General features: G+C 32.6%; 15 protein-coding genes. All 15 read left to right on the forward strand.

What is annotated here, in order from left to right:
• Window positions 1–4 precede the first annotated feature (4 nt).
• The 15 genes from SB689_RS00690 to SB689_RS00760 all read left to right on the forward strand — a co-directional run bounded on the left by SB689_RS00690 (window position 5) and on the right by SB689_RS00760 (window position 16,978).
• A complete protein-coding gene (locus SB689_RS00690; protein ID WP_410690174.1) occupies window positions 5–922 on the forward strand; it encodes an ABC transporter ATP-binding protein in 918 nt (305 codons plus the stop codon).
• Window positions 919–2,484: an ABC transporter permease/substrate-binding protein gene (locus SB689_RS00695; protein WP_410690175.1), complete on the forward strand. Its 1,566-nt coding sequence runs from the start codon at window positions 919–921 to the stop codon at window positions 2,482–2,484. The genes SB689_RS00690 and SB689_RS00695 overlap by 4 nt, the downstream gene beginning before the upstream one ends.
• 256 nt (window positions 2,485–2,740) lie before the next feature.
• Window positions 2,741–4,177, forward strand: coding sequence for a serine hydrolase (locus SB689_RS00700; protein ID WP_410690176.1), 1,437 nt, complete (start codon window positions 2,741–2,743; stop codon window positions 4,175–4,177).
• 335 nt (window positions 4,178–4,512) lie between these two features.
• Window positions 4,513–5,652, forward strand: coding sequence for a 1-acyl-sn-glycerol-3-phosphate acyltransferase (locus SB689_RS00705; RefSeq protein WP_410690177.1), 1,140 nt, complete (start codon window positions 4,513–4,515; stop codon window positions 5,650–5,652).
• Window positions 5,653–5,736: 84 nt separating this feature from the next.
• Window positions 5,737–6,054: a hypothetical protein gene (locus SB689_RS00710; protein ID WP_157886084.1), complete on the forward strand. Its 318-nt coding sequence runs from the start codon at window positions 5,737–5,739 to the stop codon at window positions 6,052–6,054.
• Window positions 6,055–6,266: 212 nt separating this feature from the next.
• A complete protein-coding gene (locus SB689_RS00715; RefSeq protein WP_410690178.1) occupies window positions 6,267–8,000 on the forward strand; it encodes a sensor histidine kinase in 1,734 nt (577 codons plus the stop codon).
• Window positions 7,984–8,637: a LuxR C-terminal-related transcriptional regulator gene (locus SB689_RS00720; RefSeq protein WP_410690179.1), complete on the forward strand. Its 654-nt coding sequence runs from the start codon at window positions 7,984–7,986 to the stop codon at window positions 8,635–8,637. Before SB689_RS00715 ends, SB689_RS00720 begins: the two co-directional genes overlap by 17 nt.
• Window positions 8,638–9,267: 630 nt before the next feature.
• Complete coding sequence (locus SB689_RS00725; RefSeq protein ID WP_410690180.1) at window positions 9,268–9,942, forward strand: MarR family winged helix-turn-helix transcriptional regulator; 675 nt, start codon at window positions 9,268–9,270, stop codon at window positions 9,940–9,942.
• Between the two features lie 2 nt (window positions 9,943–9,944).
• Entirely contained in the window at window positions 9,945–11,417 is a 1,473-nt protein-coding gene (locus tag SB689_RS00730; RefSeq protein WP_410690181.1) for a phytoene desaturase family protein, read from the forward strand.
• Between the two features lie 2 nt (window positions 11,418–11,419).
• A complete protein-coding gene (locus SB689_RS00735; RefSeq protein ID WP_410690182.1) occupies window positions 11,420–12,256 on the forward strand; it encodes a phytoene/squalene synthase family protein in 837 nt (278 codons plus the stop codon).
• Between the two features lie 9 nt (window positions 12,257–12,265).
• Window positions 12,266–12,730 carry an SRPBCC family protein gene (locus tag SB689_RS00740; protein ID WP_410690183.1) on the forward strand — a complete coding sequence of 155 codons (465 nt, stop codon included), beginning with the start codon at window positions 12,266–12,268 and terminating at the stop codon, window positions 12,728–12,730.
• A gap of 197 nt (window positions 12,731–12,927) precedes the next feature.
• A complete protein-coding gene (locus SB689_RS00745) occupies window positions 12,928–13,383 on the forward strand; it encodes a beta-carotene hydroxylase (protein WP_410690184.1) in 456 nt (151 codons plus the stop codon).
• A 156-nt stretch (window positions 13,384–13,539) separates the two neighbouring features.
• On the forward strand, window positions 13,540–14,232 hold the full coding sequence (locus SB689_RS00750; protein ID WP_410690185.1) for a lycopene cyclase domain-containing protein: 693 nt from the start codon (window positions 13,540–13,542) through the stop codon (window positions 14,230–14,232).
• Window positions 14,219–15,514 carry a cryptochrome/photolyase family protein gene (locus SB689_RS00755; protein WP_410690186.1) on the forward strand — a complete coding sequence of 432 codons (1,296 nt, stop codon included), beginning with the start codon at window positions 14,219–14,221 and terminating at the stop codon, window positions 15,512–15,514. The genes SB689_RS00750 and SB689_RS00755 overlap by 14 nt, the downstream gene beginning before the upstream one ends.
• A gap of 312 nt (window positions 15,515–15,826) precedes the next feature.
• On the forward strand, window positions 15,827–16,978 hold the full coding sequence (locus SB689_RS00760; RefSeq protein WP_410690187.1) for an efflux RND transporter periplasmic adaptor subunit: 1,152 nt from the start codon (window positions 15,827–15,829) through the stop codon (window positions 16,976–16,978).
• The last annotated feature ends 1 nt before the right edge of the window (window position 16,979 follow it).

Here is a 16,979-nt window from a genome sequence, read left to right on the forward strand (position 1 = left end):
GCCAATGATTACAGTAGAATCAGTTTCAAAGAATTTTAACGGAAAACCGGCAGTTGATAATATTTCTTTTCATGTAAATGATAGGGAAGTTTTGGTGCTTCTCGGAACCAGCGGTTGTGGCAAAACGACAACCCTGAAAATGATCAATCGTCTCATAGAATCAGATTCCGGGAATATTTTGATTGATGGCAAAAATATCCGTGATCAAAAAGTAGAAGAGTTGAGGATGGGTATCGGTTTTGTGATGCAGCATTCCGGATTATTTCCTCATTATACGATTAAACAAAATATCGCTGTAGTTCCCGAATTATTAAAATGGGACAAAAAAAAGACAGAAAACAGAACTGAAGAATTGTTGAATAAACTTCATCTTTCCGAAGACATTCTTTCCCGTTTTCCGAGCGAATTAAGCGGTGGTCAGCAGCAAAGAGTAGGAATTGCCCGAGCGTTGATCGCCAACTCACCGATTTTGTTGATGGATGAACCTTTCGGAGCATTGGATAATATCACGAAAGCGGATATTCATTCAGAATTTAAATCGTTGGAAGAGCTTAAAAATAAAACCATTATTTTAGTCACACACGATGTGCAGGAAGCTTTTGAATTGGGAGATCGGATATGTTTAATGGATAAAGGAAAGATTATTCAGATCGGAACACCGAAAGAAATGCTTTATCAGCCTAAAAATGAGTTTGTCGCAGATTTTTTTGCTGAAAACAGGCTTTTGCTTGAATATAAGGTTGCGACTTTAAAAGATGTTGATGATTTTAGTTCAGAAAAATTATTTGATGAATTTAATTTTAATGAAAATACAAGTGTCTGGAATGCTTTACAAAAATTAAGCTCGAATCATAAAAATACAACGCAGTACGAAATGTTGATCAAAGCATTTAATGAATATAGAAAATTACAGATCGTATGACGCAGCAAAGTCTTTGGCAGTTTATCATTGAACAGCACGAAAAATTATTAACCCAGATTACACAACATCTTGGGCTGACTTTTCTATCATTACTTTTAGCGATTGTAGTCGGTGTGCCTTTAGGAATATTGATCGCCCGAAAAAGAAAACTTTCCAGTTCTGTTCTTGGTGTTGCGGGGATTTTGCAGACGATTCCGAGTATTGCCTTATTAGGTTTTATGATTCCTGCTTTTGGAATTGGCGCTACACCGGCCATTGCAGCCTTATTGATTTACGCTCTTTTACCGATCATTCGAAATACATATACAGGAATTACAGAAGTAAATCCGACCGTTATTGAAGCCGCAAAAGCAATGGGAATGAATAAAACCCAGCTTCTTTTTAAAGTTGAAATTCCTCTGGCGATGCCCGTTATCATTGCGGGAATAAGAACAGCAGCCGTCATTAATGTCGGAGTTGCGACTTTGGCTTCATTTGTTGCCGCAGGCGGATTAGGTGAATTTATTTTTGGAGGAATTTCATTAAACAATACCAATATGATTTTGGCAGGTGCGATTCCGGCAGCGTTATTGGCTGTTTTGTTGGATCAGGCGATTGCTGTTTTACAAAAATCGGGGTATCGATTATTTCAAAAATTAAAATATATTGTTCCTGCAATTTTGATTATTGTCGGAGCAATTTATCTTCTGACTTCTGTTTCAGAAAATAAACTAAAAGCCGGTTTTACTCCCGAATTTATGGGAAGACAAGACGGCGATCTCGGTCTTCGTTCTGTGTATAGATTGAATGTAAATCCTGTCGTAGTAAGCGATGCGATCATGTACAAAGCAGCCTATGAAAAGGAATTGGATCTTATCAGCGGATATTCTACAGATGGAAGAATCAAAGCTTTTGATTTGTATGTTTTGAATGATGATAAAAAAATATTTCCACCTTATTTTGCTGCGCCGATTATTAAAACCAAAACATTAGAAAAATTCCCTGAATTAGAGAAAACATTGAATTTATTGTCAGGTAAATTTAATGATTCGATTATGACAGATTTAAATTATAAATCAGATTATTTACATCAAACTCCAGAAAAAATTGCTAAAGATTTTTTGGTTAAAAACAATTTATATAAAATTCCAAGAAACGGAAATTCGGGAACGGTACGAATCGGGTCAAAGATTTTCGGAGAACAATATATTCTCACAGAAATGTATAAAATGCTGATTGAAGGCAATACCAATTATAAAGTAGAAACAAAAACAGGATTGGGAGGAACTAAAATCTGTTTTGATGCTTTGATGAACGACGCCATCGATTTTTACCCTGAATATACAGGAACCGGACTTTTGGTATTATTAAAACCAACCGAACAAACGATAAAAAAGGTAAGTCAAAGTCCTGATGAAACATATAATTATGTCAACTCAGAATTTCAAAAACAATACGGAATTCAATGGCTGAAACCCCTTGGATTCAATAATTCTTATGCATTAATAATGCGCAGAAAACAATCTAAAGAATTGAATATTAAAAGTATATCGGATTTAAAAAATTATATAAATTCGAAATAATTATTTTTCTTTTAACCACAAAAGGGACAAAAGATTAACACATTAGTATTTTAAGTTTATCAATAAACCGCAAAACAAGAGCACATTAGTTTTAAAAATCTTTGATTTTTATTCTTTTGAGAAACTTTGTCTTCTAATAATACAAAAATTAGGTATGCAAATAGCTTTTGTTTCTTTTGTGGTTAAAATAAAAAGTTATATTTATAATGAATGTAATAGAATCATTTTCAAAGTTGTCTTATAACTAAAACTAACTATGAAATTTTGTTTTCTATTGATCTTATCTGTGTTTTCTTCCTATTTATCGGCTCAAAAAGAATCAGATATTGATGCTATCATTAAAAGAGAAATGAGTGAGCGAAGAATTCCGGGATTGCAGATTGCTGTGGTTCAAAACGGGAAAATTATTTTGAAAAAATCATACGGAATGGCCAGTATTCAGAATAATATTCCTGTTATTGATGCAACTATTTTTCCAATTAATTCATGTACTAAAGTTTTTACGGGTGTTGCTGTAATGCAATTGGTAGAAGAGGGGAAAATAGAATTGTCTGCTCCAATATCAAAATATTTAAGTGATCTTCCTGAAAAATGGCAGTCGGTGACGGTTGAGCAGATGATGACGCATATTTCAGGCTTTCCTGATATTGTAAGATTGTTTGATCCTCTTACCGGAGCTGCGTTGAAGCCGGAAAAGCAAATTTGGGAAGAGCTTAAGGTGCTTCCAATGGATTTTAAGACCGGAGAACAATTCAGATATAATCAAACCAACTATTATTTATTAGGAAAAATAATTGAAAAAGTAAGCGGACAGCCTTTTGATCTGTTTTTTAAAACTAAACAATTTCAAACTGTTGGGATGAAAAATACAGTATTTGGAGATTCAAGAGATGTTATTCATGATTTTGCACCTACTTATTCAAATAGAAGCTTCATGGATGGAAAAAAATTAGATAAAGAAAAACTTTTCAATGAATACCATGTATTTCCTGATTACAGCAGAACGGGATCCGGCCTTAACACAACTGCCGAAGACATGGCAAAGTGGATCATTTCCTTACAAAAACAAGAACTGTTTAAAAATAAAGGAACCTTAACGAAAATGTGGTCACCTATCAAAATGAATGACGGAATGCCAACATCTTGGGCATTGGGATGGGGAATAACAAAATTCCGAGCCAAGCATAAAGCTTTGGGCATGTCGGGTGGTGGAAGATCAGCGTTTTTGGTTTATCCTGATGATAATTTGGCTGTAATTGTCTTCACGAACTTGATGGGAAGTACTCCCGAAGATTTTCTGGAAGAACTTGCCGGAGTTTATAATCCTGATATTGTTAAATCTGATCCTATAACCTATCTCAGAACAAATCTTAAAAAACAGGGTTTCAATAAAGCGATTGATGTAGTAAATTCAGAAAAGAAAAATAATCCTGACTTCAATCCCGGAGAAGCTGAACTGAATGATTGGGCTTACCGATTGATGTCGCGACCTAATCAACTTAATGATGCCTACGAGATTTTCAAATTGTACGTTTATTTATATCCAAACAGCTCAAACGCCTATGACAGCTACGGAGAAGTATTATTAAAAATGGGAAATAAAGCTGAAGCCCGTAAAATGTATGAAAAATCAGTAAAGCTAAATCCCGATAACGAAAACGGGAAAACGATCTTGAAACAGTTGAGCGAATAATTATTTTAACCACAAAAGGCACAAAAGATTAAACACATTAGTATTTTAAGTTTACCAATAAACCGTAAATAAGAACACATTAGTTTTAAAAATCTTTGATTTTTATTCTTTTGAGGGCTTCTGTTTTCAAAACAACTAAATTTAGAATCCTTTAATCCTTGCTTTTGTATCTTTTGTGGTTAAAATAAAAAAAATAAACAGATTTTCTATAAAAAACAAGTATTTAATAACTTTTTTCAGCGATCAATTTATAAAATTACAATTATGATATACATCATCAGACGTAGTCAATAATTTTTTGTTCTTTTGCAAAACGTAATTTTTTAAATAATGATATGAAGAAGTTTGATGATATAAGGCCTTTTTATGACCATGAAGTAAATGATGCGCTGCTAAGTATTGCCAGGCATCCGATGATGAAGGCGTTAATGAATTTTACTTTCCCTGATAAAGATGAGAAATTTTGGATTGAACAGTTTAAAGATATTCATTCCATAAGTGATTTTCAGCATCAATATATATCGCAGACCGTTCGTCAGATTCTTAAACAGAGTTCTGAAGGATTAACGACGTCAGGATTTGATCATTTAGATAAAAATGTATCCTATTTATTCATATCCAATCACAGAGATATTGTTTTAGATACTTGTCTGCTTAATTTAGTGCTGTTGGATCGTGGATTGATCATGACTTCTTCTGCAATCGGAGATAATCTTGTTCAGAAAACATTTCTGCATGTATTGGCAAAACTGAACCGTAACTTTTTGGTTCAGAGAGGACTTCCTCTTCGTGAGCAATTGAGCAGTTCAAAGATCATGTCCGAATATATTTACGATTTATTAACCAAAGAAAACCGTTCTGTCTGGATCGCACAGCGTGAAGGCCGTACTAAAGATGGGAACGATGCCACTCAACAAGGCGTATTAAAAATGCTTGCGATGGCAGGAGATCAGTCATTAACTGATTTCTTCAAAACACTGAAAATTGTTCCGTTGTCTATTTCATATGAATATGATCCTACCGATGTTCTTAAAATGCCACATCTTATGGCAAAATCAAGAAACGAGGAATACATTAAAGATCCTGGTGAAGATTTTAAAACAATGCTGAGTGGAGTATTGGGACAGAAAAAACGCATTCACATACACGCCGGTGATGTTCTTGAGACTGAATTTGATGATATTGTAGCGAAAATAGACAACAAAAATAAACAGTTGCAGGCTATTTCACAGATTATAGATGGTTCTATTATTCAGAATTATAAGCTTTGGCCAACGAATTTTATTGCGTATGATTTACTTCATGAAACCGATCAATACTCAGAAAATTATTCAGGAAATGAAAAAATGCTGTTTGAGAGAAGAATGGAAATGCGTATCGATATTTCTGATGCAGATATGAAAAAGAGTTTTCTGGCCATGTACGCCAATCCGGTGATCAATAAAATTAACCATCAGAATAACCTTTCGATGTAAAAAATGTGGTATCCATAAGGTATTGACGTCTAATATTCATTTTTAATGGCAGGCTATTTGTTTATTTCAAAGCAAATAATTAATATGAATAATAAAGTAAAAATAGCATTGGGATTAATCGCAACAGGAACGTTGGTTCTTATTAATCTTAAAAGAAAAAGACGTGAAAGATTAAAAATGTTCACTGCACCGGATGGGAATACCTATCAAGAAAATCAAACTTACAGAACAATTGATAATCAATTTTATAAAAATGGGAAACGTCTGCGTTTTAATAAGTTAGAATCTGAACAGGAAAATCATTCCTCAATTAATCACTATGAGGAAAATGCAGTAAATATTTCTAAAAACAGTCAGAATAAAAATATTACCTATCATCAAAAAGGAAATCGACATCAATAAACTGATTATATAACTATTTTGATATAAATTATTATGAAATTCCCTGCATTTGTCTGATATTTACTATTATAAAAAGACAAAAATTACTTTAACTTTGCGAATTGAATGATGTACACCAATTACTATGTTTTTGGAGAAATTATTATTCAGGTTAAAATCAATATCAAGCAAACTTAAGTAATCGGGGAAATTAATTTAGCTGATAAATAGATATGAAATATAAATTCTTAAATTTTAAGTTGAGGAAGATTGTTCATTACTCATTGATTCTGTGTATTTTATTAATACAGGTCATTATCGCTGTATTTTTTTACAATGAATTTATCAATGAGAAAAAACTGAAATTTATCGAAAATCAATTGAAGGAAAGTCGTGAATTGGAGGGGATAACCGATAATTCAAGAAAAGATTTCATGAACGCTCAGAATCATCTTCAGAGATATATGATCAGTGAGGATGATAAAGACTTAAAATTATACTTTGAATCTCTTACAAAGCTTAAAAATAATTTCAGTAAGATCAATGAAAATGAAAATATTGCTCCAAAACTGAAAAGCAAATTTAATTTACAGAAAAAAGACACGCTGAAAATTACGAAACTAAAAACATTGATAGATTCTGTATACCAATATGCCCAAAATCCGCCGCCGAAGATTGAAGATAAACAGTATACTATTGAAAAATTTAAAGTCAAAAATAACTTTGATGATATTGATATTGAGACGCATACTTATTCTGATACGATAAAGAAAAAAGGTTTTGTAGGACGTTTACGGGATGCAATCGCGGGTAAAGTGGATGTGCAAAAAGAAAGCACGGTTATTACTTTAAAGAATAAAAAAGCTGCGGATCTGTCTAGCTTAAAATCAGAAATGAAGGATGCCATAAAATCTATGGAAAAACATTATACAACTGAAATTAAGAAGATTCAATTGTCTACAGTTAGAGATCAGCATGATAGCAGACAGTTTTATGGTAGTTTTAATAAATTACTGATTTACAGCAACGGATTGATAGATGTCTATGGAAATGCGATCAAAGAATTCAAATCAGATTTAGAAAAAGAATACAATAAACAGAAATTGATTAATAATGAGATCCGAACCTATCTGGTGCTTGGATTAATGATCCTGATGTTCATTGTTTCGATTTTGATCATGTATTTTACAAGAGTCGCATTTATCTACGAATGGAAATTAAACGCTGCAAACAAGGAAATTAAAAACAACCTTAACTTCAAAAACAGAATCTTAGGAATGTTGAGTCATGAATTAAGATCTCCATTAAAAATAATCAATATTTTCATTGATAAAATCAACAGAACAACAAAAGATGAGACGATAAAAGAGTATCTTAAATCGATAAAATTCACTAACAGTACGTTGTTGATCCAGTCTAATCAGATTTTAGAGTATACAAAAAATCAGAATGCAGATCAGAAATTGGTGAAGAATGTTTTTAATCTTAAAGATGAGATCAATTCTATCGTAACGGCCATCAAACCTTATATAGAAACCAGAAATAATGAATTTGTCGTAAATGATAGCATACCTGAGGATTTGGTTGTATATTCAGATAATATAAAAATCAATCAGGTATTTATGAATATCTTAGGAAATGCCAACAAGTTTACGGAAAACGGACAAATAGATCTTACCATGTCAACCGAAACTATTGATAAAAATAGAATTTCACTGCTGACGACAGTAGGAGATACGGGCGCAGGAATTTCAGAATCTGATCTTAAAAATATTTTTGAACCTTATTATCAAGGAATGGTTTCTAACGAAATTGATAACCTTGGTGCAGGGCTTGGATTGAATTTATGCAAGGAAATTATAGAACTTTTTAATGGCGAAATATCTATCGCAAGCAAGTTAGGTGAGGGGGCAAAAGTGACATTCAGGATCAATTTAAATATAGATAACAATGGAAATACCAATTGAAAATAAAGAAATTACGTTCCTTTTAGCAGACGATCACAGCATCGTGCGACACGGGATGGCACTTACAATCAATGAAATTTTTCCAAATGCTACCATTCATCATACTTCCTCTTTACAGAAAGTAGTGGAAGAAGTGACTTCAAAAGAAATAGAAATTGCTATTATTGATGCCCATTTTCCGGATGGAAACAGCATTCATATTTTACCTGATATCAAAAATGCAAAACCGGATATTAAAATCTTAATCTTTTCCGGTCTTGAAGAAGAGCTCCATGCCCTTAAATTCATCAATGCAGGAGCCAATGGCTTTCTCAGCAAATTAAGCGAAGAAGAAGACGTTCAAAAAGCTATCATTAGCATTGTAAATAAAGGTGAATATATTTCTGCCGTTTCTCAGAATTTGTTGGTGAAATTTGCCAATGATCCGAATTCAATGAATCCTCTTCATCATCTAACGAAAAGAGAATTACAAATCGCTGAAATGTATGCGGATGGATTTGGTAACCTCGAAATCGCCAATAACCTTGATATAAAGCAGAATACAGTAAGTACGATCAAGAAAAATATATTTGATAAACTGAAAATAGAAAATCTTGTTGAGCTTATTGATATCATCAAAACCCATCACAAAATATAGGATTTCAACCCTCCATTCTTCACTTTCTTTACTTCTAAAATCATTTTTATCGATAAATATCTATAGGCTTATCGATATATATCGATGTGTTTTATAGATAACTTTATTCTCCATTGTTGTTACTTTGTACCAGAGAAAAATACTAAACGAAAACAAGGATTATTAATTGAAAAGGTTTACTGGCTTTTTAATTTTAATTCAAACTTTCAAAAAAGTAAATTTTTTAAACACAAATAAATTTCGACACAAATAATAAACTTGAATTATATTCGAGCACAAGTGATGAGATTAAATTATCGAGCAAGTGATGAAATTAAATAGGGTATATGATAACCTTTAACCGCCTTCTTGAAAACTGATTTATTAAAAAAACACAAAGATTATATAAAGAAGTGAGATGGTCATCTAAGGTTAGTATACAGTAAAAAAAGGAGGCGAGAGTCTCCTTTTTTCGTGGAGTAAACTTTGGAAAAAACCTGTTAATCATAAGATTAGCAGGTTTTTTTTGTTTCAATTCAAAAGAAATGATGAACAATTAATTTTAAATAATAAAAAAGTATAATTAAATTTAGTTTATAAATAAATTATTATAAACGTATTTTAGTATATTTGTATTCTAATTTTATTATTATGAATTTCTCTCTTGTCAAAGACGTTGTAGGATTACTGGAGCAGTTTGAGTCTGAAAACAAAAATTCTCAGTATTCTTCTGATGTTGATGGATTCAAATCTTGGGTCTATAACAAAGAATCTATGACTAATAACGATGAAGCAGAAGCTCCTTATTGGGAAGGAAAAGAAAGTGGAAGAAGTCCGGAAAGTGCGATCAGTACTTTGTTGGTTCATCTTAACAGATATGCAAAAACCTATTCTAAATCAGCTATTTCGGGTTCTGATTTTGCCACGCAGGAAGATTTTATTTATCTGATCAATTTAAAAGCCTTTGGTGAAATGACCAAAATGGAACTCATCAAAAAAAATATTCAGGACAAACCTGTAGGAATGCTGATTATTACCCGATTGATCAAGCAAGGTTGGGTACATCAGGCAGATTCAAACGATGACAAAAGAACGAAACTCATAAAAATTACAGATCAGGGAATTGAAGCGCTGGAAAACCAAATGAAAAATATCCGAAGCGCAACACATATTGTATCAGGCAATCTAAATTATTCTGAAAAAATGGATCTCATTCGTATTCTGAACAAATTAGATAAGTTTCACTATCCCATTTTTAATCGAAATATAGACAGTAAAGATTTGATCAGCACTGTTTATCAGGAATATTCATTTGAAAAAAATTAAGAATGAGAAAGAAAATAGCCATCATTGGTTCAGGGTTTTCGGGATTGTCGGCTGCCGCCTATTCTGCAAAAGAAGGTCATGAAGTTCATGTCTTTGAGAAGAATAGTGAAGCAGGTGGCAGAGCCAGAAAATTTGTCACAGATAATGGTTATACCTTCGACATGGGCCCGAGTTGGTATTGGATGCCGGATATTATTGAATCTTTTTTTGAAGATTTCGGTAAAAAAACATCTGATTTTTTTCAGCTTGTACCGCTTGATCCTCAATTTGAAATGGTATTTTCAGACAGCAACATGAATATCCCTCACAGCTACAGTGAAATGCGGGATTTGTTTGAAAAAATAGAAAAGGGTTCCGGGAAAAAGCTGGATGAATTCATGGAAGATGCCCGATACAAATATGAAGTGGGAATGAAAGAATTCGTAAATAAACCCTGTCATTCATGGTTTGAATTTGTTTCTCCAAAAATTGTAAAAAGTGCATTGAAGCTTGATCTTTTAACCAATTTTAAAAAATTTTTAAGAAAATATTTCAACGATCCGAAGTTGATCACGTTGATGGAGTTTCCGGTTATTTTTCTTGGAGCAGCACCGAAAGATATTCCGGCTTTATACAGTTTAATGAATTATGGAGGATATAAATTGGGAACCTGGTATCCGATGGGTGGTTTTTCAAAAGTGATAGACGCGATGAAAAATATTGCAGAAAGTCAAGGAGTTAAATTTCATTTTAATTCAAATGTAGAACAAATTATTGTTAAAAATAGTAAAGCTACTTCTCTGTTAGTCAATGGAAAAGAAATCGATTTTGATATAATTATCGCTTCCTCAGATTACCATCATACAGAAAGCAAATTGTTGCCTGAAGAATTCAGAAATTATAAAGAAACCTATTGGGAAAAGCTCACTTTTGCGCCTTCCTGTTTGATTTATTATTTAGGTTTTAAAGAAAAAATTCCAAATCTGAAACATCATACACTGTTTTTTGAAAATGACTTAGACCTTCACACCACAGAAATTTATGAAAATAAAAAATGGCCTACAAAACCATTATTTTATGCTTGTTGTCCTTCAAAAACAGATCCGAATGTAGCACCGGAACATTGCGAAAATGTATTTCTCCTGATGCCTGTTGCGACGGGAATAGAAGATTCTGAAATGGAAAGGGAAAAATATTTTCTCGAAATGATTGTAAGACTTGAAAAACATACAGGAATTTCGAATTTATTACCAAAAATCGATTATAAAAAAAGTTATTGTATTAAAGATTTTAAAGAAGATTATAATGCCTATGAAGGCAATGCATACGGGCTTGCCAATACCTTATCACAAACTGCAGTTTTGAAACCGTCACTCAGGAACAAAAAAGTGAAAAATCTTTTTTATACCGGACAGCTTACTGTTCCTGGCCCAGGAGTTCCGCCGTCGATTATTTCAGGGAAAATTGCATCTATCGAAGCCACCAAAACTAATTAATTATGAAAAAATTATTTGATGAACTTTCTTATCGGGTAAGTAAAGAAACAACCAAACAGTACAGCACAAGCTTTTCTTTGGGGATTTTGGCGTTGTCTCCGAAAATCAGAAACCCGATTTATGCAGTATATGGATATGTGCGTTTGGCCGATGAAATTGTAGACAGTTTTCATGGATATGATAAAGAAAAACTGCTTGCCAAATTCAGGGAAGAAACCGCTCAGGCTTTGCAGGATGGAATTTCATTAAATCCTATTTTACAGTCGTTTCAGGACACGGTTCATCGTTTTGATATTGATCAGAAATTAATCAATCAGTTTTTGGATAGTATGCAGATGGATCTTCAGAAAGTAGATTATAATTCAGATCTTTATAAACAATATATTTTAGGTTCTGCAGAAGTGGTGGGCTTGATGTGTCTTCAGATATTTGTGGAAGGAAATGTTGCTGAATTTGAAAGACTTAAACCTTTTGCAATGAAGTTGGGATCAGCCTTTCAGAAGGTGAATTTTTTAAGAGATATGAAAGATGATTATCAGATCTTGGGGCGAAGTTATTTTCCGGATGTAGATATTTCTTTGTTTGATAATAAAATTAAAGCAGATATTGAAAAAGACATCGAAAAAGAATTTAATGAAGCGTTAATTGGAATTAAAAAACTTCCCAATTCATCAAGATTTGGAGTGTATTTGGCTTACCGTTATTATATTTCACTTTTCAGAAAGATCAAAAGAACCTCGGCTCATAAAATCATTAATCAAAGGATAAGAATCTCAAACAGTAAAAAGATTTCTTTAATGATGAGCAGTTATTTACAGTATAAAACTTCATTTTTATAAAAAATTAAAATGGTACACAGACTTTATAAAGAACAGGAATTGAATTGTGATTTAGCAACCGCTTGGAAATTTTTCTCCTCGGCCAATAATCTGTCTAAGATAACTCCGGAAGACATGAAATTTGTTGTTTTGACTAAAACAGATGATGATGAAATTTATGAAGGAATGATCATTGATTACCATGTTTCGCCTTTGTTAGGCATTAAAATGAACTGGACAACAGAGATCAAACAGGTCAATTTTCAGAAAAGTTTCACCGATTTTCAGCAAAAAGGACCGTATAAATTATGGAATCATTTTCATGAATTTATTCCTAATGATAAAGGTGTTTTAATGAAAGATACCGTTGATTACGAGCTTCCAATGGGATTTTTAGGTGAAATTGCTCACAACCTTTTTGTAAAAGATAAGTTAGAACATATTTTCAGCTATCGGAATAAAGTTTTAGACAAAATGTTTAATAGTAAAATCTAACCACAAAAGCTACAAAAGATGATAACACTTAAGATTTATTAAGTTAATCAGTAAACTGCAAAATAAGAACACTTAAGTTTCATAAAAATCTTTGATTTTCTTCTTATGTGGACTTTTTATAAACTAAAGTCTTCTAAAGTGTCAAAAAGCTTTTGTCCCTTTTGTGGTTAAAATAAAAAATTAAATAAATAAAAAAAATGAATTTTCTAATTGTCATAAGTACATTTTTCATCATGGAAGGCATGACGTGGCTGATTCATAAATACATCATGCACGGTTTTTTATGGTCGCTTCACAGAGATCATCATGACCACAGCAACGAAGGACATGTTGAAAAAAACGATTACTTTTTCCTGATTTTTGCTCTTCCAACCATCGCTTTGATGTATTATGGAACAGTTAATAATTACAACATCTACTTTTATATCGCCGTAGGAATTGCGTTGTATGGGATGGCGTATTTTTTTGTTCATGATATTTTCATACATCAAAGAATCAGGTTTTTAAGAGATACCAAAAATCCTTATTTATTGTCGATCAGACGCGCTCATAAACAGCACCACAAGCATACAGGAAAAGAAAGAGGAGAGTGCTTTGGATTTTTATGGGTTCCGATTAAATATTTCAAAATGTATTTTAATAAAAATAAATGATGAAATCTACAATTTGATATTATTCAAAAAACTTCGTGACCTTAGCTGAGTAGAACGCCTTTGCGAACCTTAAAAACATTTAGTTGTCAAAAAAAACTTTGCGGGCTTTGCGTTAAAAAAGATAATAAACAGAAAAACAACAAATAAGTAATAAAAATGCATAACTATACCTATCTGTTAATCAATTTTTTTACAGTATTTATCTGTTTTATTTTTTCGTTTCATCATAAGATAAAATTCAACAGGCATTTCGGAGCTTTTTTCTCTGCTTCCTTTTTGGTGGCTTTGGTTTTTATAGTTTGGGATGCGTGGTTTACGAAAATAGGCGTGTGGTGGTTTAACGATCATTATCTTTTGGGAATCAGGATTTTAAACCTGCCAATTGAAGAGATATTATTCTTTATTTGCATTCCTTTTTCATGTGTATTTACGTATTTCTGTTTAGATAAATTTTTCAACCTCAATTGGAAACCGATTCCGGAAAAAATATTTGTGATTATCAGTATCGTTTTAGCATTAATCATTGCGATTTATTTTCACGATAAGATCTATACATTCATGACGTTTCTTACAACGGCTGTGAGTATGTTTGTGCTATATTTCGTGTTGAAAGCAAGGTGGATCGGCAAAGCATCTTTCATTTATTTGATTTTAATGCCCGGTTTTTTAGCCGTAAATGGAATCCTGACAGGAACAGGTTTAGAATCTCCAATCGTGAATTATAACCCCCAAAATTTCATGGGAATAAGAATGTTGACCATTCCGTTAGAAGACACGGTGTATGGCTATGAAATGATATTATGGAACCTGTTTTTATTTCAAAAATTCAAAAAAAATGAACAAAATTAATATATTCTGGTTCAGACGTGATCTGAGACTGGAAGATAATTATGGCTTATACGAAGCTTTGCAATCGGGTGTGAAAGTACTTCCGATTTTTATTTTTGACCGTGAGATTTTAGATCAACTCAGTGACAAGAAGGACAAAAGGGTAGACTATATTCATCAGGCTTTAACTGAAATCAATCAGAAATTAAAAGAACATGGAAGTGGTTTAAAAACATTTTATGGAAAACCTTCTGATATTTTCGAAAAACTGACTGAAGAATTTGATATTGATACCGTTTTCTGTAACCGTGATTACGAACCTCAAGCCATCAAAAGAGACAAAAAAATAGCTGAATTTTTAACTAAAAAAGAAATAAAATTTTCTTCACATAAAGATCAGGTTATTTTTGAAGAAAACGATATTCTTAAAAGTGACCAAACTCCGTACACTATTTTTACCCCGTATTCCAAAAAATGGAAAGAAAATATTAATAAAATTGAGATTGAAAATTTTAAAATTGATTTTAAAAACTTTCTTCCTGTAAAAACTCCCGAAAATATTCTAAGTCTTAAAGAAATAGGCTTTGAAAAAACTGAATTTGAATTTTCAAAACCATCTTTAGATTCAAAAATTATAGATACTTACGATAAAAATCGTGATTTTCCGGCTTTAGATCATACAACTCATTTGGGAATTGCATTAAGATTCGGAACTATTTCAGTACGAAAATGTGTGAAATTTGCCCAAAAACATAATGAAGTTTGGCTGAGCGAATTGATCTGGAGAGAATTTTTCATGCAGATCTTGTTCCATTTTCCGCATGTTGTGACTCAATGTTTTAAAAAGAAGTATGAAAATATCCAATGGAGAAATAATGAAGATGAATTCAAAGCCTGGTGCGAAGGAAATACAGGATATCCAATTGTAGATGCAGGAATGCGACAGTTGAATCAGACCGGTTTTATGCACAATCGGGTGAGAATGGTTGTCGCGAGTTTTCTTACTAAACATTTATTGATCGATTGGAGATGGGGCGAAGCTTATTTTGCCGAAAAATTATTAGATTATGACCTTTCAGCCAACAATGGAAATTGGCAGTGGGCGGCGGGTTGTGGTTGCGATGCTGCACCTTATTTTAGAATCTTCAATCCTGAAGAACAGACTAAGAAATTTGATAAAGATCTCAAATATATCAAAAAATGGCTTCCTCAGGATGCTTTGTTGAACAGACCGATTGTGGATCACAAACAAGCTAGAGAAAGAGCTTTAAAAACCTATAAAGAGGGTTTGATTGTCGAATAATTTCAAGAAAAAGTTCGTTATTTTCTATCTAAGTTTTACGTAGAAGTAAAATAAGGTAATGTTAATAATTTTAAGAATACAATAAACAAAAGGCTTTATTATGGAGCCTTTTTTCTTTTAAATATTAATGATTTTTGATTTACATTTAATAATTATGTGAAAATACGTTAAGGTTATTTATTTTTCTTGAAAATTATCTATTAAAACCTTATTTTTATAATGATAAAATGAAAGTTTCAACTGTTAGTTTCTAAGGTTACTTTAAACAATTCTGCATTTTTGCTTGATTTTATTTTATACAAACACGCTATTATGACAAAAAATAAATTTGTTCTTTTGATTTCGGTGATATTATTATCATGTGGCGAAAAGAAAACAAAGACAAAGGATACTTCTATCCAAAGTTATCAGGTTTTAACACTTGCTCCCAGACAGGTTACAGTTTACAACGATTATCCTGCATCCATACAGGGCGAAAATGTTGTTGAAATAAAGCCTATGGTTTCTGGCTATCTTCAGGATATTTATGTGGCAGAAGGTGCAACCGTAACTAAAGGACAATTATTATTTCGAATTAAAAATCCTCAGTACGAACAGGATATTGTTACCGCCAAAGGTGCCATAAAAATCGCCGAAGCCAACGTAAATACAGCCCGTATGAATGTTGAAAAAGCAAGACCTTTGGTAGAACAGGAAATTGTTAGCAAATACCAATTAAGTTCAGCACAATATGCCTTACAATCAGAACAGGCGGCTTTGTCACAGGCGAAGGCAACTCTTGCCAATGCAATGACTAATCAAGGATATACTTATATAAAAAGTCCACAAAGCGGAACAATTGGTTTGATTCCGTTTAAAATCGGTGCTTTAGTAAGCAGTACAGCAACTGAACCATTGACGACTTTATCCAATACAACCAATGTATTTGCTTATTTTTCTTTGAATGAAAAGCAATTATTGGAATTTCTTGGAACAATGAAGGGTAGTACAACCACTGAAAAATTAAAAAACATGCCTCTTGTAACATTAGTAATGGCAGACGGAACCGTTTTCCCTGAAAAAGGAAGATTGGAAACCGCCAGTGGAGGTATTGACAGCAGTACAGGAACGGCTGTTTTCAAGGCAATATTTAGTAACAAATTAGGTCTTATTCAAAATGGGGCAAGTGCAACGATCAGAATACCTGTAAATATGGATAACACGTTATTGGTTCCCCAAATAGCTATTTACCAAATGCAGGATAAATCATTTGTATATAAGCTAACGAAAGGAAATATGGTCATGAGTACAGCAGTAACAACCTCGCCGACAGATGATGGTAATTTTGTGGTCATAAAAGACGGAATTCAAGCTGGAGATAAATTAGTTCTGAATGGATTAAATATCAATGACAGTACAGTCATAAAGCCAACACCTGCTAATTCGGCAGCTATTTATCGTGCGATGAAAACTAAAAACCCATAGG

The sequence above is a fragment of the Chryseobacterium sp. SIMBA_038 genome (assembly GCF_046535115.1).
GTDB lineage: Bacteria > Bacteroidota > Bacteroidia > Flavobacteriales > Weeksellaceae > Chryseobacterium.

Coding starts and splice junctions, on each gene's coding strand:
- SB689_RS00690 (WP_410690174.1), top strand. CDS start 5: ATGATTACAGTAGAATCAGTTTCAAAGAATTTTAACGGAAAACCGGCA.
- SB689_RS00695 (WP_410690175.1), top strand. CDS start 919: ATGACGCAGCAAAGTCTTTGGCAGTTTATCATTGAACAGCACGAAAAA.
- SB689_RS00700 (WP_410690176.1), top strand. CDS start 2,741: ATGAAATTTTGTTTTCTATTGATCTTATCTGTGTTTTCTTCCTATTTA.
- SB689_RS00705 (WP_410690177.1), top strand. CDS start 4,513: ATGAAGAAGTTTGATGATATAAGGCCTTTTTATGACCATGAAGTAAAT.
- SB689_RS00710 (WP_157886084.1), top strand. CDS start 5,737: ATGAATAATAAAGTAAAAATAGCATTGGGATTAATCGCAACAGGAACG.
- SB689_RS00715 (WP_410690178.1), top strand. CDS start 6,267: ATGAAATATAAATTCTTAAATTTTAAGTTGAGGAAGATTGTTCATTAC.
- SB689_RS00720 (WP_410690179.1), top strand. CDS start 7,984: ATGGAAATACCAATTGAAAATAAAGAAATTACGTTCCTTTTAGCAGAC.
- SB689_RS00725 (WP_410690180.1), top strand. CDS start 9,268: ATGAATTTCTCTCTTGTCAAAGACGTTGTAGGATTACTGGAGCAGTTT.
- SB689_RS00730 (WP_410690181.1), top strand. CDS start 9,945: ATGAGAAAGAAAATAGCCATCATTGGTTCAGGGTTTTCGGGATTGTCG.
- SB689_RS00735 (WP_410690182.1), top strand. CDS start 11,420: ATGAAAAAATTATTTGATGAACTTTCTTATCGGGTAAGTAAAGAAACA.
- SB689_RS00740 (WP_410690183.1), top strand. CDS start 12,266: ATGGTACACAGACTTTATAAAGAACAGGAATTGAATTGTGATTTAGCA.
- SB689_RS00745 (WP_410690184.1), top strand. CDS start 12,928: ATGAATTTTCTAATTGTCATAAGTACATTTTTCATCATGGAAGGCATG.
- SB689_RS00750 (WP_410690185.1), top strand. CDS start 13,540: ATGCATAACTATACCTATCTGTTAATCAATTTTTTTACAGTATTTATC.
- SB689_RS00755 (WP_410690186.1), top strand. CDS start 14,219: ATGAACAAAATTAATATATTCTGGTTCAGACGTGATCTGAGACTGGAA.
- SB689_RS00760 (WP_410690187.1), top strand. CDS start 15,827: ATGACAAAAAATAAATTTGTTCTTTTGATTTCGGTGATATTATTATCA.